The organism is Microcoleus sp. FACHB-68 (assembly GCF_014695715.1).
In the GTDB taxonomy this organism is placed as follows: Bacteria; Cyanobacteriota; Cyanobacteriia; order Cyanobacteriales; family Oscillatoriaceae; genus FACHB-68.
In genome coordinates this window covers 1,538,958-1,562,101 of record NZ_JACJOT010000008.1, presented here as the reverse complement: position 1 = coordinate 1,562,101, position 23,144 = coordinate 1,538,958, and the positions used below count along the sequence as shown (strand labels likewise).

At 44.9% G+C, this 23,144-nt stretch carries 18 protein-coding genes and 3 pseudogenes; 12 read left to right on the top strand and 9 right to left on the bottom strand.

Annotation, left to right across the window (positions count from 1 at the left end; translation table 11 throughout):
- Nucleotides 1-10: 10 nt before the first annotated feature.
- From H6F73_RS27285 to H6F73_RS15070, 4 genes and pseudogenes are all read left to right on the top strand, one after another.
- Nucleotides 11-625: pseudogene (locus tag H6F73_RS27285) on the top strand (DUF3365 domain-containing protein); the annotation flags it as partial.
- A gap of 132 nt (nt 626-757) precedes the next feature.
- Nucleotides 758-1,498: pseudogene (locus H6F73_RS27280) on the top strand (adenylate/guanylate cyclase domain-containing protein); the annotation flags it as partial.
- 32 nt (nt 1,499-1,530) lie between these two features.
- Nucleotides 1,531-2,148 (top strand): class I SAM-dependent methyltransferase, encoded by a 618-nt coding sequence (locus H6F73_RS15075; RefSeq protein WP_190759502.1) that lies wholly within the window; start codon nt 1,531-1,533, stop codon nt 2,146-2,148.
- A gap of 393 nt (nt 2,149-2,541) precedes the next feature.
- Nucleotides 2,542-3,186: pseudogene (locus H6F73_RS15070) on the top strand (SDR family oxidoreductase); the annotation flags it as partial.
- A 139-nt stretch (nt 3,187-3,325) separates the two neighbouring features.
- On the opposite strand, the gene H6F73_RS15065 reads toward H6F73_RS15070, so the two are convergent.
- Nucleotides 3,326-3,784, bottom strand: coding sequence for a hypothetical protein (locus H6F73_RS15065; protein ID WP_190759501.1), 459 nt, complete (start codon nt 3,782-3,784; stop codon nt 3,326-3,328).
- 84 nt (nt 3,785-3,868) lie between these two features.
- On the opposite strand from H6F73_RS15065, the gene petN reads away from it, so the two are divergent.
- Nucleotides 3,869-3,958: a cytochrome b6-f complex subunit PetN gene (petN, locus tag H6F73_RS15060; RefSeq protein WP_190669395.1), complete on the top strand. Its 90-nt coding sequence runs from the start codon at nt 3,869-3,871 to the stop codon at nt 3,956-3,958.
- 533 nt (nt 3,959-4,491) lie between these two features.
- Nucleotides 4,492-5,544: an AI-2E family transporter gene (locus tag H6F73_RS15055; RefSeq protein ID WP_190759500.1), complete on the top strand. Its 1,053-nt coding sequence runs from the start codon at nt 4,492-4,494 to the stop codon at nt 5,542-5,544.
- Nucleotides 5,545-5,651: 107 nt separating this feature from the next.
- On the opposite strand, the gene rppA is transcribed toward H6F73_RS15055, so the two are convergent.
- The 3 genes from rppA to H6F73_RS15040 all read right to left on the bottom strand — a co-directional run bounded on the left by rppA (nt 5,652) and on the right by H6F73_RS15040 (nt 8,277).
- Nucleotides 5,652-6,347 carry a two-component system response regulator RppA gene (gene rppA / locus H6F73_RS15050; protein WP_190759499.1) on the bottom strand — a complete coding sequence of 232 codons (696 nt, stop codon included), beginning with the start codon at nt 6,345-6,347 and terminating at the stop codon, nt 5,652-5,654.
- A 741-nt stretch (nt 6,348-7,088) separates the two neighbouring features.
- Nucleotides 7,089-7,715 (bottom strand): DUF305 domain-containing protein, encoded by a 627-nt coding sequence (locus H6F73_RS15045; RefSeq protein ID WP_190759498.1) that lies wholly within the window; start codon nt 7,713-7,715, stop codon nt 7,089-7,091.
- Between the two features lie 31 nt (nt 7,716-7,746).
- Nucleotides 7,747-8,277 (bottom strand): hypothetical protein, encoded by a 531-nt coding sequence (locus tag H6F73_RS15040; RefSeq protein WP_190759497.1) that lies wholly within the window; start codon nt 8,275-8,277, stop codon nt 7,747-7,749.
- Nucleotides 8,278-8,988: 711 nt separating this feature from the next.
- On the opposite strand from H6F73_RS15040, the gene H6F73_RS15035 reads away from it, so the two are divergent.
- Together H6F73_RS15035 and H6F73_RS15030 are read left to right on the top strand one after the other, a co-directional pair.
- The gene (locus tag H6F73_RS15035) at nt 8,989-10,104 is read left to right on the top strand and encodes a WD40 repeat domain-containing protein (protein ID WP_190759496.1); all 1,116 of its coding nucleotides are present in this window, start codon (nt 8,989-8,991) and stop codon (nt 10,102-10,104) included.
- Nucleotides 10,105-10,280: 176 nt separating this feature from the next.
- Nucleotides 10,281-10,652 carry a DUF4342 domain-containing protein gene (locus H6F73_RS15030; protein ID WP_190759495.1) on the top strand — a complete coding sequence of 124 codons (372 nt, stop codon included), beginning with the start codon at nt 10,281-10,283 and terminating at the stop codon, nt 10,650-10,652.
- 154 nt (nt 10,653-10,806) lie between these two features.
- Here H6F73_RS15030 and H6F73_RS15025 read toward each other — a convergent pair whose 3' ends face one another.
- Complete coding sequence (locus H6F73_RS15025) at nt 10,807-11,082, bottom strand: GlsB/YeaQ/YmgE family stress response membrane protein (RefSeq protein WP_190759494.1); 276 nt, start codon at nt 11,080-11,082, stop codon at nt 10,807-10,809.
- 939 nt (nt 11,083-12,021) lie between these two features.
- Between H6F73_RS15025 and H6F73_RS15020 the strand changes: the two genes are divergently transcribed.
- The 3 genes from H6F73_RS15020 (at nt 12,022) to H6F73_RS15015 (ending at nt 12,922) form a co-directional block, all read left to right on the top strand.
- Nucleotides 12,022-12,201 (top strand): hypothetical protein, encoded by a 180-nt coding sequence (locus tag H6F73_RS15020; RefSeq protein WP_190759493.1) that lies wholly within the window; start codon nt 12,022-12,024, stop codon nt 12,199-12,201.
- Nucleotides 12,202-12,469: 268 nt separating this feature from the next.
- Complete coding sequence (locus tag H6F73_RS27035) at nt 12,470-12,601, top strand: hypothetical protein (protein WP_277882612.1); 132 nt, start codon at nt 12,470-12,472, stop codon at nt 12,599-12,601.
- A 39-nt stretch (nt 12,602-12,640) separates the two neighbouring features.
- Nucleotides 12,641-12,922, top strand: coding sequence for an NfeD family protein (locus tag H6F73_RS15015; protein ID WP_190759492.1), 282 nt, complete (start codon nt 12,641-12,643; stop codon nt 12,920-12,922).
- Between the two features lie 322 nt (nt 12,923-13,244).
- Here the strand turns inward: H6F73_RS15015 and rpsU are convergent, their stop codons facing one another.
- Nucleotides 13,245-13,427 carry a 30S ribosomal protein S21 gene (rpsU, locus tag H6F73_RS15010; protein ID WP_190669376.1) on the bottom strand — a complete coding sequence of 61 codons (183 nt, stop codon included), beginning with the start codon at nt 13,425-13,427 and terminating at the stop codon, nt 13,245-13,247.
- A 297-nt stretch (nt 13,428-13,724) separates the two neighbouring features.
- Entirely contained in the window at nt 13,725-14,042 is a 318-nt protein-coding gene (locus tag H6F73_RS15005; protein WP_190669374.1) for an RNA-binding protein, read from the bottom strand.
- Between the two features lie 866 nt (nt 14,043-14,908).
- Between H6F73_RS15005 and H6F73_RS15000 the strand changes: the two genes are divergently transcribed.
- Nucleotides 14,909-15,979 (top strand): DUF3616 domain-containing protein, encoded by a 1,071-nt coding sequence (locus H6F73_RS15000; protein WP_190759491.1) that lies wholly within the window; start codon nt 14,909-14,911, stop codon nt 15,977-15,979.
- Between the two features lie 88 nt (nt 15,980-16,067).
- On the opposite strand, the gene H6F73_RS14995 is transcribed toward H6F73_RS15000, so the two are convergent.
- Together H6F73_RS14995 and H6F73_RS14990 are read right to left on the bottom strand one after the other, a co-directional pair.
- The gene (locus H6F73_RS14995; RefSeq protein ID WP_190759490.1) at nt 16,068-20,363 is read right to left on the bottom strand and encodes an EAL domain-containing protein; all 4,296 of its coding nucleotides are present in this window, start codon (nt 20,361-20,363) and stop codon (nt 16,068-16,070) included.
- Between the two features lie 534 nt (nt 20,364-20,897).
- Nucleotides 20,898-22,841 (bottom strand): efflux RND transporter periplasmic adaptor subunit, encoded by a 1,944-nt coding sequence (locus tag H6F73_RS14990; protein WP_190759489.1) that lies wholly within the window; start codon nt 22,839-22,841, stop codon nt 20,898-20,900.
- Between the last annotated feature and the right edge of the window lie 303 nt (nt 22,842-23,144).

The window sequence follows — 23,144 nt, the reverse complement described above, 5'->3', positions numbered from 1 at the left end:
TGGGAATGCTATGCGCCAGTTAATTGATAAATTTTTAGCTACCTTCACACGCCTGCTGTATAAGCGAATTATTCTGATTTTGGCCATTTTATTTTGCGCCGGCGTTGCGGTGGCGATGTCGAATATGTCCCGTCTCTCGTCGGATTTAATTGAATCACAAGCACGCCAGAATGCCGCCCTCTATGCTCAAGCGATGAAAGAGGCACGCACACTCTATACTTCAGAAACTGTAGATCGTTTAAAAGACATTAAGGGCGTAACTGTTACCCACGACTATCCAAAGTACACCGGGGGAATTCCTGTGCCGGCAACGTACTTGCTAGAACTCGGTCACAGTCTTAGTGAAAAAAATAATGGAATGTCAGTCCGAGTATATAGTGACTATCCCTTTCCCTGGCGAAAAGAGGAAGGCAGCGCAAAAGATAAATTTGAACAAGAAGCACTGCAATATTTGAGACAATATCCTAAAGAAACATTTGCTCGCATCGAAAATTATCAAGGCCGGCCTTCCTTCCGATATGCAGAGGCAGACACCCTTAAACCTAACTGCGTTGGCTGTCATAATACTCACCCCGATAGTCCTAAAAAAGATTGGAAAGTGGGAGATGTGCGGGGAATTTTAGAAATTGTTACTCCCCTCGATAGCTTTATCGCTAAGACGCGCACCGGCTTAGGGGGAACCTTCGCCATGTTAAGCATATTATCTGTGCTGGCACTTTCAGGATTGACGCTGGTCATTGGCCGGCTGCGTCAAACTTCTAAAGAGTTAGAAAGGCGCGTTGTAGAACGCACTGCACAATTGCAAGAAACCAATCAAGAACTAACCTTAGAACAAGAAAAATCCGAGCGATTGTTGCTGAATATCTTGCCCCAGCCGATTGCCGATCAGTTGAAACAAGGACACCATACAATAGCCGATTGGTTTGGAGAAGTCACCGTTCTTTTTGCTGATCTTGTTGGTTTTACGCAATTGTCTGAGCAAATTTCTCCAACAGAATTAGTGAATGTTCTTAATGAAGTTTTCTCAGGATTTGACCAATTAAGTGAGAAATACAGCTTAGAAAAAATCAAGACAATTGGTGACAGTTATATGGTGGCCGGCGGCCTTCCCACCCAGCGCCCGTATCATGCTGAAGCGATTGCTGAAATGGCGCTGGATATGCAACAGGAAATCAAGCAATTTAATGCCAAGTACAAAGCCAAACTTAGCATCCGCATTGGCATCAATACCGGGCCGGTTGTTGCAGGCGTAATTGGCACGAAAAAGTTTATTTATGACCTCTGGGGTGATGCGGTGAATACTGCTAGCCGCATGGAATCTCACGGTATTCCAGGTGCAATTCAAGTCACAGAAAGCACATACGAACGTTTGCAAGATAAATTTGCCTTCCAAGAACGGGGTGTAATGGAAATTAAAGGCAAAGGAAAGATGACAACTTATTTACTCACCGGCAGGATAAAAAGTGAGCTTCAGGCGAGTGGGAGAACGGCAGAGTAAGATGTGAGTGAGGTTCAAAAGGGTGCGGAACTTTGGAGAAACACGAACAACTGACAATCGCGGAGTACCAATTAACGGCTGAATCGTTTCGCGCCGGCACTTGGGATCATGATGTGTCCCAAAATCGGGAGGCATTAGTTGCAGCAATGCCCAGAAATCCCGGTAAAATTCTGGATGTGGGTTGTGGCCCTGGACGCGATTTGGTGGCGTTCAAAGGTCAGGGACATACGGTGATTGGTTTGGATGCGACACCGGCATTTGTGGAAATGGCGCAGCAGGCAGCCGGTTGTGAGGTTTGGCAGCAGTCGTTTTTGAGTCTGGATCTACCCCAGGCAACGTTTGATGGGATTTTTGCGAATGCGTCGCTGATTCACGTTCCTAGCAGCCAAATGGTAAAGGTACTGAAGAATTTGCACAACTCCCTAGTTGCCGGTGGTGCAATTGTGATGTCGCTGTGTCGCGGCGATACGGAGGGTTACAGTGCACGTCCTACCGGCTATCGCTACGTTGCCGGCTGGGAATATGAAACCCTCTCTCCTTGTTTAGAAACTGCCGGTTTCGAGATTTTGCATCATTATTATCGCCCGCCGGGATTGCCCTGTGAACAGCAATCTTGGCTGGTTATTGTGGGGCGTAAAAGTCATTCATGAAATTAATGTATTTTTAAGATAATACTGTATAAATTATTCGATGTCAGTGTTAAAAATTTAATCTACTTTTTTTATCTTTAAAGCGCAGATAAATGCAGATAAGCGCAGATTAAGTTAATAATTTAATGCGTTTAACAGTGGGCTTTTAAAATTTTTTAATAGGTCTAGTGTTGGATTGGAATAGGGCAGCAGCAGTGTTTGCGTATGTATTTAATATGATTCAAGGGCAAACCCATGATCATAGGTTGGGCGAAGTGAAACGGAGGGTTCCTATGTCAACCCAACCTACATCTGATCGGCAAGTTAACACCGGCACTATTGTATATTGTGATCAAGAAGGGTTAACTAAAGGATGAGAAAATGACAACATAATCTTATGTTTTTCTAGCCGGCGCGAGTCGGGGAGTGGGTGAGCAAATCGCTTTCTGTTTGATGAACCAAGCGGTGAAGGTGAAAGCACTACTGAGAAGCGAGACAAACCGAACTCAACTGGAATCGATGGGTCTTAAAGTCGCGATGGGCGATGCTTTGGATGTGGCGGCTGTTGAGCAGGCGATGCAGGGAGATGAGCCGGTTTATGCCGTGATTAGCACAATTGGCGGTTTGCCCAAAGAGGGGGAAAGAGCGGATTATTTAGGCAATAAAAACCTGATTGATGCTGCCGTGAAAGCAGGTGTGCAAAAGTTTATTTTGGTTTCTTCAATTGGTGCCGGCGATAGTGTGGTAGCATTGCCGCCGCAAGCTTTACAAACTTTAGGGCCGGTTTTAGTTGAGAAAGAAAAAGCTGAGCAACATTTGATCAATAGTGGACTGACTTACACGATTATTCGACCGGGCGGGTTAAAATCGGAACCGGCAACCGGCAATGGCATCCTCACCGAAGATCATCGGGTTGCCGGCACCATTCATCGGGCGGATGTGGCGCATTTAGTGTGTCAGTGTCTGGCTTCAGAAGCGGCAAATAATAAAATTTTGTCAGCAGTTGATCGCAATATGATGTACGGTCAGCCAGAGTTCGCAGAATTTAAGTTAAATTAAGTGTGCCGGCAAAATAGACTTTTCTTTTTGCTGTTTTGAAATCCCCCTAGCCGGTTTAAAAAAGGGTTTTTAAGGGAAGATTTTGTTCCCTTCCCTCACACTTAAGCGGATAGGGGTTAAGCCTTTCAAATTCACCGGCTCATTTAAAAGGCTTAACCCACCGGCTCTGAATGGCCAAGTCGAGGGTGAAACGGGCGATCGCAAACAGCAGCACACTCTCCAGCGCCAGAACGACAAATGGCCAAAAGCTGTCCTGAAACTTCAGTCCCACATCTAGCTGGGCCAATCCGCGCACCAGTCCGAAGGCGAGCACCGCGCCCTCTTGAAGGTGAGAATTATTGTCTTGCCGGATAATGTAGCGGTAAGTGATGCCAAAGAGAAAGCCACTCAGCCACGCAACTGCGCTACTAATGAGCAAATGAATATCGACAGTTGCGATCTGCAAACCGACAAGGGGGTCAAACTGCTTGGCCAAGATTAGCTGATTAATCGCGGTGATTGCACCAAAAGCCAGCAATAAGGCAAAAGCAGACAAGATGCCGGCTTTGAGCGATTCTATACGTTCTGCTGCGAGATCGAGTTCTGAGGAGTTGTTCACGATAATGTCACTGACCGAGATGGCTCAAATTGACATAATATAAGGCTTGGAGTTATTTTGGACGGTTTTTCTTAAGGCATAGCTATGGATATTCTGACGCTTGGTTGGACTTCGCTGCTAGTTGTATTCACGTTCTCTATTGCAATGGTGGTCTGGGGCCGCAACGGTTTGTAGAATCGGGGCAACAAGGGAGAGACTCCCCTGAATGTCTTGTGGGGCGGGCTGTTTGTCGGCCCCTTTTTTGTGCGGTTCTGGCTGCAATTTGGGGAACAACGGATTTTGTGGGGTGAGACTGCCGGCTTTTGGCTGAAAAGTTCGAGGTGAATATTCGATGCTTGCAGCCAACAAGCATTAGATGTCTGCGATACACAAGCCAATAGATTACTGAGTGAAAATATATCTGAACAGTAAAATTTGCAGCCACCCAGACGCAGGGAGAGGCAAAAGCTAGATGTACCGGGCGATAGATTTGCCAAAGCCGCCCTTGGTGTTAATTTATTCTGAGGATAGTGGTCTAATCGGCTGCTGTTAGAGTTTTCAATTAATAGGACTCAAAAGCGGGCAGGAATTGCCGGCCATTATGGGCTTATTAAATTTCTTCTGTACCCACGACGAGTGCTGTTAAAGTTGCTGGCCATTTTGCCAGTGCTTAAATGTCTGTTACATAAAAAACTATTTCATATATTTATTCAGGGCCGGTGATAAAAATGAGTAATCCTGCTACTAAAAATTTTTGGGATAGGCTAAGTAACTTAGCATTAATTCGTTTTTTACTATTCTTTGCTGCTGGATGGGCTGGCCTGCGGCTTTTACAGTATTTTGAAACGGTTATTGTTGTTTTTACAATTGCAGCAATTCTTGCTTTTTTGCTGAGCTATCCCGTGAGATGGCTGCGCCGGTTTTTACCTCACGGAGCCGCAGTTGGCGTTGTTTTTTTGCTGGGCTTTTTGGTGATTGGCGGTATGACTGTTACCGTAGGTGTCGCACTTTTATCCCAAGGGCAGCAATTGATTGATAGCGTCACTGACTTTGTCAACGCTCTCGCCCCACTCTCAGAACGGATAGAAAACTTTTTGCGAGCGCGAAGTCTTCAAGTGAATTTGCGTGTTGTGGAAGAACAACTGCGGACTCAAGCTTTAGCCGGCGTTGTTTCAAGTATGGCTATTTTACAAATATTTTTAGCAAATTTGTTGAATTTTATATTAATTATGGTTGTGTCTTTTTTTATGCTTTTAGATGGAAAAAGACTGTGGGAACTTTTGCTTAAAGTGATTCCTCGTCATTTACACAAGCGCTTAAACATGATTGTTGAGCGCAACTTTTTAGGATTTTTTAAAGGCCAAATTCTGTTAATGTTATTTTTAGTTACTTCGACTTTTATAATTTTTCTACTTTTAAACGTAAATTTTCCTTTAATTTTGGCAGTATTGATTGGAATTTTTGACTTAATTCCAGGGATTGGAGCGACTTTAGGGATTACTTTAATTTCTTTTATTGTCCTCTCGCAAAATGTTTGGCTAGCGCTTAAAGTTTTTCTTGCTTGCATCGTTCTTCAGCAGATCCAAGATAATATAATTTATCCAAGAATCATGCAAAATTCACTGAATATTCATCCCGTTGTTGTGTTTTTTGCATTGTTGGTAGGGGGGAGAGCCGCAGGGCTGCTTGGCATTTTTATCGCGATTCCCCTCGCAGGAGTTTTTATTAATTGGTTTGAAATAGACGAAATGAAAGGGGATGCAGAATTAATAGAGCAATAATTTAGTTACCTAGAAGTGCTGGTTACCGCTATGCAGTGCTTTTCTACACGCACCCCTGTGTCGCGGCAACGAATTTTTAAAAGCCGAGCCTGTCAAATTTATGGGGCTTAGTTTGCCGGATTAAAACGATATCCTAGCCCATAAACAGTTTCTATTAGCTGAGCGTAGCCATATTCTTGCAGTTTGCGTCGCAACAGACGCATCTGAGCTGCCACGACATTACTTGCCGGTTCCGCACCTAATTCCCACAGTTGATTGAGCAGTTGATCGCGGGTAACAATTTGATTGGGGTGCCTAATAAAATACTCTAACAACTGAAATTCTTTGTTTGTCAAAGAAATAATTTGCGGCTCACCGGCAGCCTCTTGAAAACAAAGCGTGCGGGTGCCATAATCTAACGTGAAATTGCCAAAGTGCAACTGTTGGGATTGAATTTGGGGAGATCGCCTCTGTAGTGCACGCAACCGCGCCAACAATTCTGCCATGCCAAAAGGCTTCACTAAATAATCATCCGCGCCGGCATCCAATCCAGCGACTTTATCTTCCATACGATCTTTTGCGGTTAGCATCAGCACCGGCATGAAATTATGCCGCTTTCGCAGTCGTTTACATAACTCCAATCCCGACACCCCAGGCAGCAACCAATCAAAAATTCCCAGCGAGTATTCTGTCCACTGACTTTCTAAATAACCCCAAGCTTCATCGCCATCTTGCGCCCAATCAACCACATACGCTTCTTGATTGAGAGTGCGCTTAATTGCCGCACCCAAATCTGGCTCATCTTCGACTAGGATAACCCTCATAAAAATAGATTTTTCCTCTGTCACGGTTAATACTCCAAGCTTCTGATGTAAATCAGCAGCTTAGAATCATAGCTGAACATTATTTGTAAGTATCAATTTATTGTATAAAATAGATTAATTTAAAAATTAATGCTATTAAAGCCAATTTTGTTACAACTGCAAAAAAACGGTTAAGAAACCTGTTTTTTTAAGTTCAACGGGTTTCTATATTTTCTACCTATTTAGGCAGCATCATTCGGCTCATTTTAACAGTGCCGGCCATCCAGGCTGCTAGTGAGATCCTTCTTTCATCATCTCTTTGCAGCAAGGGCAGCCGCCGCTCGTTTGGGAGTCGCCTTCTGCTGCTAGACTAGCGCCCGCAGTTAGCGCTAGCAATACCAAACTAATACCTGCTGCACTGATGATTGCCTTAGTCTGTTTTGTCAGAATCATGATTAAAGCTCCAATAAATTTGTCTTCTTAATCACATCATAAACACTCCAGTTAGGAGGAGAGTCAAGCAATGACAGTAACTTTTTATTGTGAACGCTTCACGATGTCCACAAATCAGATAAGAGCGCTATAACTCTCATTTGCCATTCGTCCTAAGCCTCAGAACAAAAAGTACAAGACAGCTCACTCTCAATTTATAAGATAAGTGCAAAATATTGTCTGGCAAAGTTAAACAGCATTCAATGAAAAGCTTAAAACCTGATTTTTCTACCAAACCAGGTTTTTGATCTTCAGTTTATTGACGTTTGTTTACTTCCAGGCTTGCTGCCATTGTTGCATCTGCTTGATTTCTGCACTTTGACTTTCGATGATTGATTTTGCCAAATTACGAATTTGGGCGTGTTCGCCAGTGTCAATAACCATTTCCGCCATCATTAGGGCACCTTCATGGTGGGGAATCATTTGCCTAACAAATTCCTTGTCAAAGTCAGAGGCAGTTTTTAGGTTTTGCAGATGCGTCTCCATCATATCCATACTCATCATCCCTTGATGTGCAGAATGATCCATTGAGGATGAAACAGCAATTTCTTTGCCGTACCACTGTTTGTACCACCCTTGCATTTGCTGAATTTCTCGTTTTTGATCTTGAATGATTGATTCAGCCATTTTTTTAATCTCAGGTCGTTTAGCTTTAGTTAAAGCCAATTCTGCCATTTCTATTGCCCCTTGATGATGGGGAATCATCATTTCGATAAATTTTTGATCGATTTGAGTTTTTGCTTCTGCTTTAGAAGAAACGACGGGTGTTGTGGTTGCAGCCGGTGCCGGCGTCAAATTGCCCTGACTTGTTTCAGTGTTGCAACTGCTTAATCCTGTTGCGATCACCAGAGGTGCTAACAACCCAATCAACGTATAAGTTTTGGCTTTCTTGTTCATGGTTTTACATCCTTTGTCTTGTACTAAAAAATTACCGATTAAAGGCGAAACGACCGTTTGTTTTTTCACCCTTAATGTCGGTTAACATAACAACCTTATACTCTCCAGTGGCTTTTTCTGGTAGAAAACCAGCATAGTGCTTGCCGGCAGCATCATAGTCGAGGTCAAGAGTTTTTTGTTCCCCTGACGGCAACTGAATTTGAGCGCTTACTTTAGCATCAGAGATAGCTTCGTGAGTGTCACCTTTTTGCAGGAAAAAATCGATATGTGTGCCATTTGCTTCCGAAACCGGCACCAATTCCAAATGATAGAGTCCAGATTCTATAACTTGACCCCCTTGGGAAGTTTGGGGATGATCTGTTTTAGCAGATGCCTCTGATTTAGGCTGAGTCGTAGTGGTCGTTGTCGCTGTCGTTGTCGAAGAAGAAGTTGCAGGATTAGCGGTTGCAACCGCCGAATTCGTGTTACTAGAATTGGTTGCCGGTGTTTCATTGCCACAAGCCGCCAGAAATATCAGTCCTATACTTCCTAAGCCTATTATACTTTTCTGCAAAGCTTTCATCTTTTTCCCTCCTTTAGTTTCCGTTTTTAAAGATTAAATTCGTTTTTCTACAATTTCCTTGAAATCGGTTTTCTTCTTAATTTTATTCGCTCAAACCTTCCCAAGCCGAGTCGGTTGCGGATTGCCGGCATTGAAAATCCCTTTCTAATATTTGACACAGCAAAATGAAATCAGGATGAAATTTTATCAAGCCATCTGCGCGATCTCACTTGCACCTCCGTAATTGCCTAAGATCAATATGAGATAAATTTTTCCTAGATTGCTTCACCGGCTTAACAGGTTAGACGCGGCAAAAGTAAATAAACGCCAGAAAGCAGTTTTTGGCAAGAAGTTAGTTAAATAAAAAATTTACAAAATATAAACTACCCCAAAAAGTGACTGTTTGTGGGGATTTGGAAGCGCCGTTGGAAAAAAGCATCGGAACCGACTAAGCTTAAAAATGTTGCTGCAAACGATTCTGCCTCATCTGTGCTTCACCTCTGAGCAATTACTGAGTGATTGAGACCAAGAAAAAATATTTACGTGTTTATTCGGATAAAGCTACTCGAATATGTAAAGAGCTAATAAAAATTTGATTTTCTTATAAAAAATTTCATAAAATATAGATAATTGAAAAGCTAAAGAATCCGGATTCTCCCCATTTGCTCTGTTAAAGGAGTTGTTTTGGTTTGAATCAAGATTCTTTTGGAGCAAAAAACTCTCATGAAAGCTATGAGCGACTCCATACTCAGTAAGGCCATCGCCGCCGATCAGTCTGCATCCGTTCCTTACCATCCTCCCTTGGACTTGCCCCACCGGCACCTCTTCCAACTGCCTAAAGCCATTCTCAAAGCCCTAACGCATCAGAACTTGTCCTTAGAAATACTGCCGGCAGAACAGCAGCCGCCACATTCGCTGAGCCGGCCCCGTGCAACACAACCGCAAACATGGAAATGTTTGCAAACACTCGTTGACCATTCTAAAGATGTGTTCTCGGTCGCTTTTAGCCCAGATGGAAGGACTTTAGCCAGTAGCAGTGATGACACGACGATTAAAATTTGGGATCTGGAGATCGTTCAACTCAAAAAGACCCTGACACTACATTCCGAATCAGTTCGCTCTGTCACCTTTAACCCTGTTCAGTCAGCATCGCTAGTCAGTGGCAGCGATGAATGTGACATTAAGATTTGGGATCTTGATACAGAAAAGCTTAAAAATAACTTAACAGGCCATTCTCATTGGGTTTCCTCTGTCGCTTTTAGTCCGGATGGCAAGACGTTAGCTAGTGCTAGTTTTGATAGCACGATTAAGATTTGGGATGGGGAAAAAAGGAAACAAATTAGTACCCTGAAAGGCCATTTAGAACCCGTCTTTTCGGTTGCTTTTAGCCCTGATGGCAAGATTTTAGCCAGTGGCAGCCGTGATAACACCATTAAGATTTGGGATCTGAAGAGAAAAAAACTACTCTACACGCTTACCGGCCATTCAGCTTCAGTTTTTTCAGTTGCTTTTAGCCCTGATGGAAAGACATTAATTAGTGGTAGCCGTGACTGTACGATTAAAATTTGGAATCTGGAAAACCAGAAATTAACTGGCACTCTGGAGGGGCATACTAATTGGGTTTGGTCTGTCGCTGTTAGCCCAGATGGAGAGACGTTAGCTAGTGCCAGTAGTGACCACACTATCAAACTTTGGAATCTAAACAACCAAACTTTGCTCAACACCTTAACTGAGCATTGTGATGAAGTTTTGTGTGTGGCTTTTAGCCCGGATGGAGCGAGTTTAGCCGGTGGCAGCCGTGACACAACAATTAAGATTTGGGGAAGTGCGATAGAATCCACTCACTAGGGGTAAAGCCGGCAATTGCGGTGGGGCGATGTTGCCGGCACAAAGCTCACATTGGGTGATCCATAGGTAAGAAGTTTTAAAAAATGGCTAAGGCAATAATTATATATCTAAAGAAGCAGCCATTTACTGAAAGAAACTTTCATACTGAAAGAAACCCCAACACAGAGACTTAAAATATGAATTCACCTTACAATCGCCCTTCCGATTCAGTTGAAGTCAACTCAACGCCGGTTGAAGAAGATACTACTGTTCGATTAGAAACGATTAATGTTGAACCTGAAACCCGTTCTTCAGAAAACGTTCGGGTAGAAGAATTCTCAATCACTGGCGAGGCTCTCGTTACAAAAGTCAAGGAACTCATTCACCAAGGCAACATTCGGCGGATCACTATTAAAACTGATGAAGGACGCGCCCTGATAGAAATTCCTCTGACTGTGGGAGTTGTTGGCGGAGTTGTTGCGACCAGTTTATTTCCAATCATAGCGGCAATTGGTGCGATTGGCGCACTGGTTGCTCATCTCAAAATTGCCATTGAAAGAACAGAATAAACTTCTTTGGTGCCGGGAAAGGGCGGATAATGCAACTGATGAAATCATTATTATTCACAGGAGAATAGGGAATCACCCGCGCCTCTGCTCTTTGCCGGCTCTTTGTTCTATTACTAATCCCACACCGCTCAGCCGCGACGCCTTGAAGTCTGGTTTAACGATAGGCGCGGCGGTTAATCATGTGCCACAACCAGATAGCAACTAAGGCACCCAGAACGGCAACAAAAAGACCGGGAATACTAAAAGTTGTCGCTGTTAACTGGAGAGTTCCTGTTGAGAAGAACGTTGCCAAGGTTCCACCGACAAAAGCTCCGACAATACCTAACAAGATTGTGGCAAGAATGCCACCTCCTTGATAACCCGGATATATGGCTTTAGCAATTGCGCCGGCAATTAAACCTAAAATAACCCAGGCAAGAATATTATTCATGGCTTTAAATCCTTGAATGTCTAAGACGAATGTTCTTTATGTTTTAACCTTAGCAGCGAGCGCCACTATTAAGCATCTACCAAATGATATAAGCACTTAGAAACAATCTGAATGATGCGAAAAATTGCGCTGCCTTGACAGAGAAATTAAGAACTGTAAATAAATAGGTGAAGATCAAGCCAATTTTGAAGTTCAGTAAAGCAGCTTTTCCAGGTTATCCTGTCAACGTGCATCAAATTCCGATTGCCAGCTAGCTGTCAAACTCCAAGCATTCCTCACCCTCTCACCTCTTTTCCCTTGTCTTATCAAGAGACGAACTGATTTGCGTACTAACTTCGCACCCACGTTAGCGTCAGAGTTTGCTTGCATCGAGCTTCACACTTTGTAATCGGATGAAGCCGGTGTCGCGCCGAAATGGTTGTCGAGTACGTGTAACGCAGGCAGGGTGAGCTTGTAGGGACAACCGCTGAAAGCCGGATGCTTGATATTTTTTAAAATAGCTCAACATTTTAACCCAATCGATGCCGTTCCGGTTGCCTGTAGAGTCCGGCTGGTTGATTGTCCCATGAATGGCAACAGCAGAGTGTGCTTGCAGCTACCTTATAGAAAATCCCGGATTGGGTTCTATCGTGTCTGTGACGATTCGGAAGGGGGTAGGGAAAAACGGGAAATTTTACTGCCGGCTTTTTTTTGTGAGAAAAAGTCTTACTGCCAATTAATCCGTACTTATTCTGATGTTTTCGCGTTTTTTTTCAACTAAAATCTAAAACTGCTGAGGTACAAAAACTGAGCTTTATAAAAGGAACAAAAGCCAGATTATGACCGACATGACAGCCAGAGGATGCATCTCATTACAGGCCACAGTTCCTGATATCAATCAATTTCAGTTATTTTTATCCTTTCTTATTTCTTGTGAAAATCACGGCTTGCAAAAGAGAAGTGCAAAACAATAGAGTTATCGAGTTCAGCCGATTTTTAATGCCGGCTGTCAGTCTTGTTGCCGGTGCTTTTTGTGCAATTGTAGCCTTGGCAACCAGCACTCGCACCTTAAGGACAGCTAACGGTTCCCGACTTGATATTGTGCAAATCGATCCGGTCTATCTTCACGCCTTTAGCTAAAAAACTAGAGCAATAACTTTACATCCAATTGTTTTTTGGGTCAATCACTTGCAAATGTAGGGTTATCAAGTGAAGTGCATTTGCCGGCGAAAAGACAGCGCTTTACGGTTGCCACTTACTCAAGTGTCCACTGAAATTGCAGTAAAAACCGTTATCTGAAGCGTCACCAGATGCCATTGAGATAACCACCTTTGATAGTGATACGTTGCCGAGACTGTAGGCATTGAGGAATTCGTAAAGTTGAACCATCGCATTCAGGAAGGTTCACATGGAATTTTTAGCCTACTTTTTCCCAATGCCCAGCCGGTTCGATTATCCGACTCATGTTGTTCTAACGAAGACTACTGCCGGCGAAGGAACTGAAACAGCCTCGGCGGAATTTCTGATGCGACTTGCTTAATTTTAACAATTCTCTCACTTCAAGAAGGTAGCAAAAGCGATGTTTAACCCTTTTAAGCTCTACAATGCAGTTAAACCTAAATATAGAAAAAGAAGGAACTACTACCTCAGACATTTGTTAGGAAAGCCGGGGGAAGAAGCCATTGTTGAAGAAATTATTGAAGGCCCGTATAAGGCAGGACGGGTCAAGTTTAGAGGTAGCTGGTGGCCGGCTAAATGTGAGCGCTCACTAACCCTAAATCCCGGCCAAAGAGTGCTTGTTAAGGGAATTCATAACATCACACTGCTGGTTGAACCAGTTGTGTCGAATTCTATAAGATAAGGAGTCAAACTCAGCGATTACAGTTTCTAGATGAGGCGAAACTTTTTTAACTTGTTCTCGTTTGAGTTTTGAGGTTCCATCTAGCTTTTAATTATATCAATCTACACTGCACTAGAGATGATGCGTCACGGCTCGTCAATGCTTCTCTACGATGTGCAGGATTGTTAACTCAACAGGATCAGAGTATGGAGATGTAGGGGCGGGTTTAGCTATACACTTTTTACTCTAACTGTTAAATCTCGCTCGAAACTCGCCCCTACTTTTGATGTCAAATGAGATTTTGAGAAAATGGCTACAGTAATTTGCGATTCTGCGCTGTTGGCTATCTGGTAAATCGCCGCTTCCGCCTTCTGGCAATCGCTTTGCGCTTGCGTTTCTCAATTGGCGTCTCGAAGTGACGCTGGCGCTTCATATCAGCAAAAATGCCTTCTTTAGATACTTCACGCTTAAACCGGCGCAGCGCTGACTCAATTCCTTCATTTTCACCCAGAATAATTTGGGTCATTCTGTCTACTCCTAAGCGTTGAACTATTGTTGGATGATTGCATTCACCCAAGTGAATCAAACCGCGAAATAGGATAGAACAAAAATTCAAGGTCATTCAGTTCTTGGCTTGGCTTTCAATGGCTGAATTTGCGCTAAACGGCGCAGACTCATCGCCCTTGATCGCTGACGCCCCAGATCCCTAAGCAAATCTCAGCGCTTTGAGTGTAAGACTGAGGTAAAACCTAGTGACCGGAACTGAATGACCCTGGCAAGAAGTTCACCTTATTAACTGCATTGAAGGCTTTATGACTAAAGCTTAATAACGTCGGGAAGAATATCCGCCGCGATTTTTATCTCCCCAGCCACCGCCGCCACCCGACCGCTTGTTTTCTTCACGCGGTTTGGCTTTGTTCACTTTTAGATCGCGGCCCATCCACTCCGCACCATCTAAAGCTTCAATAGCTGCAGTTTCTTCGGCTTCGGTTTCCATTTCTACAAAACCAAAACCCCGCATCCGCCCGGTTTCACGGTCAGTGGGGAGTTGAACTCGCTTCACGGTTCCATATTCCGCAAAAACGCTTGTTAGGTCTTCTTGGGTAACTTTGTAGGATAGGTTGCCTACATAAATTGACATAAAGTCTCTCCAGACTTAAATCAGATAGTGTAGAGATTTCGATCCGGAGATGCGCCTGTAACAAAAAATAACAAACACTGCCGCCGAACTTACTTCTCGTCCAGAATTATAGCACAAATTATCGATTTAAATTCATTTTTTATACTTTCTTAAAGCCAGTGACAGTGAGGCTTGATGGGCACTAGGATTCACCCATACAGATTCAATCCCCACCGCAGTTGATGCCATATAGCGATAATTGAGTCGGGTTTGCGCGAAGGATGCCGAGGCGTGCTATCAGGGTGAGTGCGGAGATTGCAGCAAGTGGCTAGGAAGCGCTTCCACCAGCTTGATGCCTTCAAACAAAAATCTGCAATTGCAAATCCGAGGCGGGTTTGACTGACCGGCAGATGCTCGATATCATCGTTTCTTGCCCGTTTATCAAGCCGGCATACCTCACCGACATCATCAGGGGAAACTGCTGCCGTGCTTGAGAGATGCGATTGTCTTCGGCTGGCGATAGGGGAAGCCGGTTTTGTGCCTCTTTAGATAGAGCGAGACTTTCTAGTTATTGCGCCTTCCAATCTGTGGCGTCTTCATATTCAGGGAAGGTGTGAACCGACTTGCCGGTGCCGGCTGCTGCTTTTGTTGCAATAGGGCACATTTTGACAGGGAAACAATCTCACGAGCACAATCCTATCGCAGTCGATAAAATGCGATACAGAACACGCGCGAACATCCCTCTTAAGATAGATATTGCGGCAACCAGACCCAATTACTAACTTTTTATCAAAGCTCTACCCAAGGATAGGTTATAAAACCTGACTGTTCGATATGCTAGCGGTAACTCCCAACGATTCTCTAACAATTTTAAGGATAAAGTTGCTATGCCAGAAAGTTTTTTACTGAGTCGCGTTTTACTTCGCTTTGTTCCGGAATTTACGGATATTATTGGAGATTTATCGGCAATCGCTGTCACGCCTGATGGTAGCTTATGGGTGGCTTCTGATGAAACAACAACAATTGAGCGTTTATCTCAGCTTGAACCCTGTATTTTTGGAGACCATAAGCGATTTGACATTGGAGATTTTATTGAGCTTTTTAATGATAAAGATGAAATTGATATTGAAGGGATGGATTATACCAATCACTATCTCTGGTTTATCGGTTCTCACAGTACGAAGCGTAAACAACCCAAGGGAAATGATTCCGAAAAAGATATTCAAAGATTGGCCGAAGTTAAAACCGAATTAAACCGTTACTTACTCGGTCGAATTCCGGTTTTTGATGAACAATTGTTTAAGTCATGTTCGCATCCAGAGAACCCGGAACAAAAACTCACGGCTGGATGCCTTCAAAAATCAGACTCACTGCTTAATATTTTAGAAAATGACAGCCATCTCGGTTCATTTATAGCAGCCGGTATTCCCTCTAAAGAAAATGGGTTTGATATCGAAGGATTAGCTGTTCGTGGAAATAAAGTTTTCATTGGGTTGCGCGGGCCGGTGTTGCGAGGTTGGGCGATCATTTTAGAAATAGAAGTTGAAGAACCCTACCCCGGAGTTTTAGCCCTAAAAGAAATCGGCCCGCAAGGTGAGCGGTATAAAAAACATTTTTTACATCTGAATGGGTTGGGGGTGCGCGAACTGTGTATCGATGGCAAAGATTTAATCATTCTTGCCGGCCCGACTATGGATCTAGAAGGTCATCTGAGACTATTTCGTTTGAAAAATGCCTTAGAACTTTCAGGAAACAGTCTATTTTCACAAGAGTCGGGACAGTTAGAAGTTTTATTCGATCTGCCTTTTATACTGGGTGCAGATCACGCTGAAGGTTTGGCACTTTTTCCCTGTTTGGGGCAGCCAAATTCTCTTTTAGTGGTTTATGATTCACCGGATGCCGCCAGAAAAGTTGAGGAGCATGGTGTTTTTGCAGATGTTTTTAAGTTGAAGCGATAACAAGTGCTTTTGAGCGTTTCTCTGCTGTTTAAGTGAGGCCACCCTGAAGAAACGCAGAACCGGCAGCAATCAGTCCAGTTCCCCTATATTATGAGTAATTACCAAACTTGATAAGATTTTGGTAATTCCCATTCATTGCTCCTAACGGGTTGTAAATGCTGTTAGAAACCTCCGCACGCCAAGAAGACAAAGATTCTGACTCTTTTGCATTTCGCAACAGTTGAGTGGCTTCCTCTGTCGGTAAAGGCCGGCTGAAAAAATAACCCTGCATATACTGACATTGCAAATCTCGCAGTAAATCCTTTAATTCTTCTGTTTCTACCCCTTCTGCCACCACTCGAAGATTCAGTCCATATCCTAAAGCAATAATTGCCTTTACAATCGCAACATCATCACAGTTTGCAATCAAATCCCGAACAAAAGACTGGTCAATTTTGATCGTGTGAAAGGGAAACTTTTTTAGATAACTGAGCGAAGAATAACCAATGCCAAAATCATCTAAAGAAAGGCGAATTTCCATTTTATATAATTCTCGCAAAATGAACTGAGTTGCCTCTATATTTTGCATCGCCACAGTTTCCGTAACTTCCAACTCCAAAAACTTAGTGTTTAACCCAGTTTCTAATAAGACTTGGCTTACCGTTTCCACAAAGTCCGGTTGCTGAAGCTGTCGGGCAGAAAGGTTAATTGCGATACCAATCGGTGGCAAACCGGCTTCCTGCCAAGCTTTATTTTGAGCGCAGGCAGTCTTTAATACCCACTCACCCAAAGGAATAATTAATCCATTTTCTTCGGCAAGGGGGATAAAGGTTGCAGGAGAAATCAAGCCTTGAGTGGGGTGCTGCCAGCGCACCAAGGCTTCCATTTGAGCGATTTCTCCTGTCAGCGTATTAACCAGAGGTTGGTAATAAATTAAAAACTCTTCTCTCTCTAAAGCGTGGTGCAAGCTATGTTCCAAAACTAGCAATTCCGAGGCTTTAGAATTAATAGCCGGTGTATAGAGCTGAAACGCATTGCGTCCTTGTTCCTTAGCACGATATAGCGCCGCATCTGCATTTTTGAGCAGGGTTTCAGCATCTTCGCCGTCACTGGGATAAAACGCAATTCCAATACTGCTAGTAATGTGAAGTTGATGGCCTTCTAAATAAAAAATTGGCTTTAAGGCTTCTAAGATTCGCTGGGCAATTTTAACAGCATCTAGCACACAACTGATTTGAGGCAATAACAGAGTGAATTCATCACCTCCCCAACGGGCAATCGTATCGCCAGAACGCAAACAACTTGTCAATCGCACAGCAACAGCTTCTAACAAGTGATCACCAACAGCATGGCCTAAAGTATCATTGATTATCTTAAAGCGGTCTAAATCCAAAAACATTACAGCCAGTATGTTCCCAGAACGCTGGGAGGAAGCTAATGCAATGGCAAGGCGATCATTAAATAGCATTCGGTTAGGTAAGCCTGTCAGGAGATCATGCAATGCTTGATAGCGAATTTTTTCCTCTGCTCGCTTACGCTCAGTGACATCCCGAAAGCTCCAGACTCGGCCAACAATATTTTCTCCGATTCGCTGCGGCTGGGAATAACGCTCAAAACTGCGACCATTTTTGAATTCAAAAATGTCGTAGCTTTCGGCTTCTGGTGTAGCGTAAAGTTCCTTAACTCGGCAAAGAAACCCTTGAGGATCTGTGAGCTGATCCAAAACAAAATTCAAGACAACGCCGTCTTCTGGCAACGTGATCACAGAAGTTGGAACTTGCCACATTTCTAAAAACTTCTGATTATAACTCTCTATTTTTCCTTCTCGATTCACGACAAAAATGCCATCTGTCGTTGATTCCAGTGTGGCGCGGAGCAGAGACAGCGATTTTTCAATTTCCTCTTGAGCTTGTTTACGCTCCGTGATGTTCCGGGCAATAACAAGGATTTGGTTTTCCAGTAAGGGAACAAACCTTGCTTCAAAACTTGTTTTTACATTTTGGATAAGGCGCGAATACTCAACATCAACTAAGGACTTTTTTGCCAGAACTTGCTCAAGGGCTTCGGCGCACTGTTGCGCTGCGCTCGGTGTAATCACATCTTGGATTCGCCTACCAATTAATTGGGCGGGTGGCTCAGGCCAATCAGCATTTTGTGGGGTGTGGCAATCAATAATCGTGCCATCTGAATGTAGCCGGAAGTAGATATCGGGAAACGCCTCAAAAATAGCTTTCAGCTCAGCAGTTGTGCGGAGTAACTCCTCTTGGGAACGCTGACGCTCAGCAATTTCTTTTTGTAGTTGCTGGTTCGCATTTTTTAAATCAGCGGTGCGCTCCTCAACTCGGTTCTCAAGCGCTTCATTAGCTTGTTTGAGTGCGGACTCTGCTTGTTTGCGCTCACTGATATCTCGCCAGCAACCAACAATTTCTACCACATTGCCGGCTTCATCTACAATCAGTTTCAGTTCATCGTGCATCCAGTGATATTGTCCGTCTTTGCAGCGGAAACGGTATTCATGAGAGTGGAAACCGGCTTCAAATAAATGCGATATCCCAGCCATCACACGGGGGGCGTCTTCTGGGTGAAGCCGGCTCGCCCAAAAGCTAAAATTATTTAGAAAATCGTTGGGTTCAAAGCCCATCTGTGCCGTCACATTTTCGCTGATAAATGTTGGGCTAAAATTGCCCTCAGCCTTGCAGCTGTAAATTACTGCCGGACTGGTATTAAGCAAATGCTGCAAACGTTCCTGAGTCTTGAGCAGTTCTTGCTCTGTCTGTTTGCGCTCTTGCGCCAAGGAGATGGCTGCCGCCGCTGCCGCCAGCAGGTTGACTTCCACCGGCTCCCAGGCACGCGCTTCAGTACAGTTATCAAACCCGATAATGCCAAAGAACTCACCATTGACTGTAATCGGCAACACGAGAATCGAAAGAATGCCCTGAGGTTCTAAGACAACACGCTCTGATTCCGGAAATTCGGCGACGATGCCGGCAATGATTTCGCCCCGTCCCAGAAACTCGCCCCATCGGGGGAAGAAATCATTGTATGAAAGGTTTTGTAGTTCAGGATTGTCAAGTTCAGGCTGGATACCTTCGGCACACCACTCTGCACGCTGGCTCATCAGCAACCCGCCTGTTTCGCAGCGATGGTTCTCGAACACGTAAATGCGACTAGCGCCAGAAGCTAGCCCCAAGGGCGTCAGCAGCTCCGTGTAGCAACTGGGACTGCCATCAAACGTCAGCAGCCGGTGCTCAACTTCCACTAATGCCCACAAGTATCGTTCACGCTTCGCCAGTGCCGCTTCTGTCCGCTTGTGCTCGCTGATGTCACGGGCGATCGTGGAGAGAAAGTCAACGCTGCCATCTGGCTTTTTATGAGCAATGATTAACTGGCTGACCGGAATGATGCGCCCATCACGGCTCTGCAGGGCTGATTCACCTGTCCACACTCCATCGCGGATGGCAGCGGGAATCCCCTCCTCTAGAATAACTTGACCGGCCCATTGCGGGTGATAAGTGGCGACGGTGATATTTGAGGTATCTTCTTGTTGGCCGAGTCCCACCAACTGCCGGCCTGCCCGGTTGATGTAGAATGCAATTCCTTGGGAATTGGCGGTGCCGACGAAGTCGCTTGTTGCTTCTATGATTGCCGCAAGGCGTGTCACGGTTTCCTCGCTCTGTTTGCGAAAGGTGATTTCGCGGTAACTTGTCACAATCGCCGCGACACTCGGCTCAGCCAGCAAGTTATTTGCAATCACTTCAAAATCTCGCCAAGAACCGTCTATGTCTCGCAACCGGAACTCAGCCGTAATGTTGGTAGATACAGCAAGCAATGCTTCTGCTAAAAGACGTTCCCACTCGCCCAGATCGTCAGGATGAACCAGGGCAAAAGCTTTTTTCCCCAGCCAATCTTCAGGTTCATAACCCAAAATCTGTTTGAGTGAGGCGCTGATGTAACCAATGGTGCCATCGGCTGCAACGGTTGCGATAATGGCGGACGTATTTTGCAACAAGGCACGTAAGCGCGTTTCGCTTTGGCGTAGTGCTTGAGTTTGGGCGATCTCGATACTGAGACGCCGCTCAAATAAGAATGCCAGCAGTACCAGGATGAAGAAGATCGTACTGGCAATTCCAACCACCACTGCCGGCATTAAGACAGCCGGTAGGTTATAGCTTAAAGAAATTGGCGGTTGATACGCCAGCATGGCGCTCAAGGGCATCAACCCAATGCTAATTCCTAATGCGAAGGCACTGCCCGCTAGCCACAGGTGCCGGCTAAACCCTTGGGATGCTGTTATTCTTCGCGCCAGAGCCAGTGCTGCGAGGGAAGCGATCAGGGCAATGGCAATCGAAACAATAACCAGAGGAATATCATACGTGGTTCTCAGGGTTACGCCTGCGTCCGTCATGCCGCTCGTCTCCATCCCATAATTCTGGCTTTTTCTTTAAGCATGGTTTTTTATTTCACGTTCGAGTGTGAAGGTTTGGCCGGCTACTATAAATTTTTTGTAATGTTAAAGCTAAATGCTTAGGGTTTATAGAACTCTAAAATCAATAGTAGGTTTTTAGTCGGTTCACAGTTTTCCAGCTCAATCCTTATGATTGTGTTTAAACTGTTCGCATGATAACTTTGCTGCCGGTGAGGATTTCCTTGAATAGGTTCTTGCCAAAATTGTTTGGCTGAATTGCACTCTCAACCTAGCTGCTATCTTAAATATTAATGCAAAAATTAGTAATTTTCTTTCTTCAAACGTAGAAAATCACTCTCGGCGATCGTGTCTATAGTCACGAACCGGCTTAAATATAGCCTCCGTAAAATCATCAACCGTTCAACTGAGTTTCGTCTTCAGAATGGGATTTTTACTCAGCGACTTTAATCCATCCTTTATGTCAAAATTTGGAATTGGGCTGAACCGGCACCCGAATCCGCACATAACGAAGGATTACTCCTTACCGGCAACCGATGGGTGATGGTGATGATTCGTAGCCAAAACCGGCAAGTCTTCAAACTCCCCGATTTGAGAAGCCGGCAACTCGGCAGCGCCCCGACTGCTTTGGGTACGTCGCCCCATCCAAAAAGCGCCGGCTGCAATCATACCAGATGCCGGTATCGCCCACCACCAAGGCAAGGATGAAGGATTCAGCGGAACCTGTTGCGTTGGTGCGTCCTCGCTTTTCTGCTTCCCCGCGCCCTTATTGCCGCCTCTGAGCGATTGGGCGTACAGCCCGATCGCACCTTGAGTAACGATGCGATCGCCCTCAAAAATGCCGGTTTTGATTTCAACCCAATCACCAGAAGTTTGACCTAAAGTTACCTCAACCGGCTCAAAATTCTTACCGTTTTGTACATACACCAACGCCTTGCCATTTCCCTCAACCACCGCACTGGCAGGAATCACCACCAAAGCCGCCGAAGTTTTATCCGTTAAAACCTCTAATTCGGCAAACATTCCCGGTTTTAACTGTCCGCCGGCATTCTCCAATTCTGCCTTCACCGGCACCACCCGCGTTTCCCCGTCCACCACAGCGCCAATCATGGCAATTCGACCTGTAAACGTGCGATTTGGCAAGCTAGCTACCTTAACGCGAACTTGTTGGCCGGTTTTCACCTGATCTAAATCTTTTTCATAAATATTCGCCGTTGCCCAAACCCGACTATCATCCAAAATCGTCATCAGCGCTTGGCCGGCAGCATCAATCGATTGTCCTATCGTAATTTCTCGGTGAGCAATTGTACCGGAAATTGGAGCCGAAACCGTCACCAGTCCTTCCGCATTCGCCGCCGTTCCCATCTGTTTCAGCCGCGTCTCGTAAGTGGTGCTGCTCAATTGCAACCGCGATTTTGCCACCTCAAGCGCTGCCTCCGCCCGTTTAATTTCCGCCTCAGCCTCCAAAACGTCCCGACGCTGCTGTGCCTTCGTCACCAAGGATTCGGCTTCAGCGTATTTGCCTTGGGATTCCCGCATCTCCCGCAGGGGCAGATCCGCCTCAGCGCGTTTCACTTCAGATTGGGCTTTGAGAACATCAAGGCGGCTGGTTGCCCTAGCGACTTGGGCTTTTGCCTCTGCTAAGTGCGCTTGCGATTCCAACATCTGCCGGCGTGGCAGTGCGCCCGACTCTGCCAACTCTTGATCTCGGTCATACTGTTCCTGAGCAACGGTTAGTTCGGTATCGGCTTGCGCGATCTCGGCTTGCGCGATGGTTAGCTGGCGCTGATAGTCTTCTTTGGCGAGTTTCACCAGCGCTTCCTCATTTACCAATGATTGATCGCGCTCATACTGTGCTCTGGCTGCTGTTAGTTGAGTCTGGGCTTGTGTGATGTCGGCTTCCGCGATGGTTAGCTGACGCTGATAATTTTCTTTAGCCAGTTTCAAGTTAGCCTCGGCTTCCTTAATATTTCCTTCTGCCTCCGCCCGTTTTTCCAAGGAACTGACGCGCAGTTCTGTTAATTCATGACTTGACAAAATCGCAATACTTTGACCTTTCTCCACCACGTCGCCCGGTTCCACCAATAGCTGCACCACTTTACCGGCTGCCGGTGCCGTGACTTCCACTTTTTGGCTGGGTAAGGTTTCAATTTGGCCGGTGGTTTTAATGCCAACATCCAGGGGTTGCCGCACGACTGGGTTGACCTGAATTCCCATACGTTTAACCGTTTGGGCATCTACCTGAATGCTTTCGGCAGTGGTTGCGGCTTCCGATTCACTATGAAATTCATCCCCGTGGCCGGCATGAGACAGAACCGATGCCGGTGTTAAGAAACTGAAAAACAAATAGGCAGCAATGGAGGGGGAAGCGAGGTAACGGACGAAGAATTTCCATCCTTTACGTTCACAATGATTTGCTGACCCTTTTGATTTTGTTGGGGGAAGAGTAGGCAATTGCATGAGTGAGTTGTGCTGATAGGGCTACCGAATCTGAAGGCGCGGATGTGCCGGCAGCAGGAAAACACTCTTTCAGACTTGCACAGAAAAATGAAATCAGCATGAAATGTTCATCTCATAGCAAATGCCAAGTTTCGGCAGATATAATAAGTAACATTGCCTAGGTATTTGAATGTAATAAGAGATACAAAGTTAACGCATAGTTTTTACGGATAAAAGGCAGCAGGCTCATCCTGGATACTGTTAAAAACCAGTGGAAACACTAAAGGAATTTATTAATAGATAGAGTCAATTTATAGGTAACCA

What these genes read in the sequence shown, in the direction of transcription:
- H6F73_RS14995 (WP_190759490.1), bottom strand. Translation starts at nt 20,363, where the DNA reads ATGACGGACGCAGGCGTAACCCTGAGAACCACGTATGATATTCCTCTG.
- petN (WP_190669395.1), top strand. Translation starts at nt 3,869, where the DNA reads ATGGATATTCTGACGCTTGGTTGGACTTCGCTGCTAGTTGTATTCACG.
- H6F73_RS14990 (WP_190759489.1), bottom strand. Translation starts at nt 22,841, where the DNA reads ATGCAATTGCCTACTCTTCCCCCAACAAAATCAAAAGGGTCAGCAAAT.
- H6F73_RS15000 (WP_190759491.1), top strand. Translation starts at nt 14,909, where the DNA reads ATGCCAGAAAGTTTTTTACTGAGTCGCGTTTTACTTCGCTTTGTTCCG.
- H6F73_RS15055 (WP_190759500.1), top strand. Translation starts at nt 4,492, where the DNA reads ATGAGTAATCCTGCTACTAAAAATTTTTGGGATAGGCTAAGTAACTTA.
- H6F73_RS27035 (WP_277882612.1), top strand. Translation starts at nt 12,470, where the DNA reads ATGGAATTTTTAGCCTACTTTTTCCCAATGCCCAGCCGGTTCGATTAT.
- H6F73_RS15030 (WP_190759495.1), top strand. Translation starts at nt 10,281, where the DNA reads ATGAATTCACCTTACAATCGCCCTTCCGATTCAGTTGAAGTCAACTCA.
- H6F73_RS15040 (WP_190759497.1), bottom strand. Translation starts at nt 8,277, where the DNA reads ATGAAAGCTTTGCAGAAAAGTATAATAGGCTTAGGAAGTATAGGACTG.
- H6F73_RS15035 (WP_190759496.1), top strand. Translation starts at nt 8,989, where the DNA reads ATGAGCGACTCCATACTCAGTAAGGCCATCGCCGCCGATCAGTCTGCA.
- H6F73_RS15015 (WP_190759492.1), top strand. Translation starts at nt 12,641, where the DNA reads ATGTTTAACCCTTTTAAGCTCTACAATGCAGTTAAACCTAAATATAGA.
- rppA (WP_190759499.1), bottom strand. Translation starts at nt 6,347, where the DNA reads ATGAGGGTTATCCTAGTCGAAGATGAGCCAGATTTGGGTGCGGCAATT.
- H6F73_RS15045 (WP_190759498.1), bottom strand. Translation starts at nt 7,715, where the DNA reads ATGAACAAGAAAGCCAAAACTTATACGTTGATTGGGTTGTTAGCACCT.
- H6F73_RS15025 (WP_190759494.1), bottom strand. Translation starts at nt 11,082, where the DNA reads ATGAATAATATTCTTGCCTGGGTTATTTTAGGTTTAATTGCCGGCGCA.
- rpsU (WP_190669376.1), bottom strand. Translation starts at nt 13,427, where the DNA reads ATGACCCAAATTATTCTGGGTGAAAATGAAGGAATTGAGTCAGCGCTG.
- H6F73_RS15005 (WP_190669374.1), bottom strand. Translation starts at nt 14,042, where the DNA reads ATGTCAATTTATGTAGGCAACCTATCCTACAAAGTTACCCAAGAAGAC.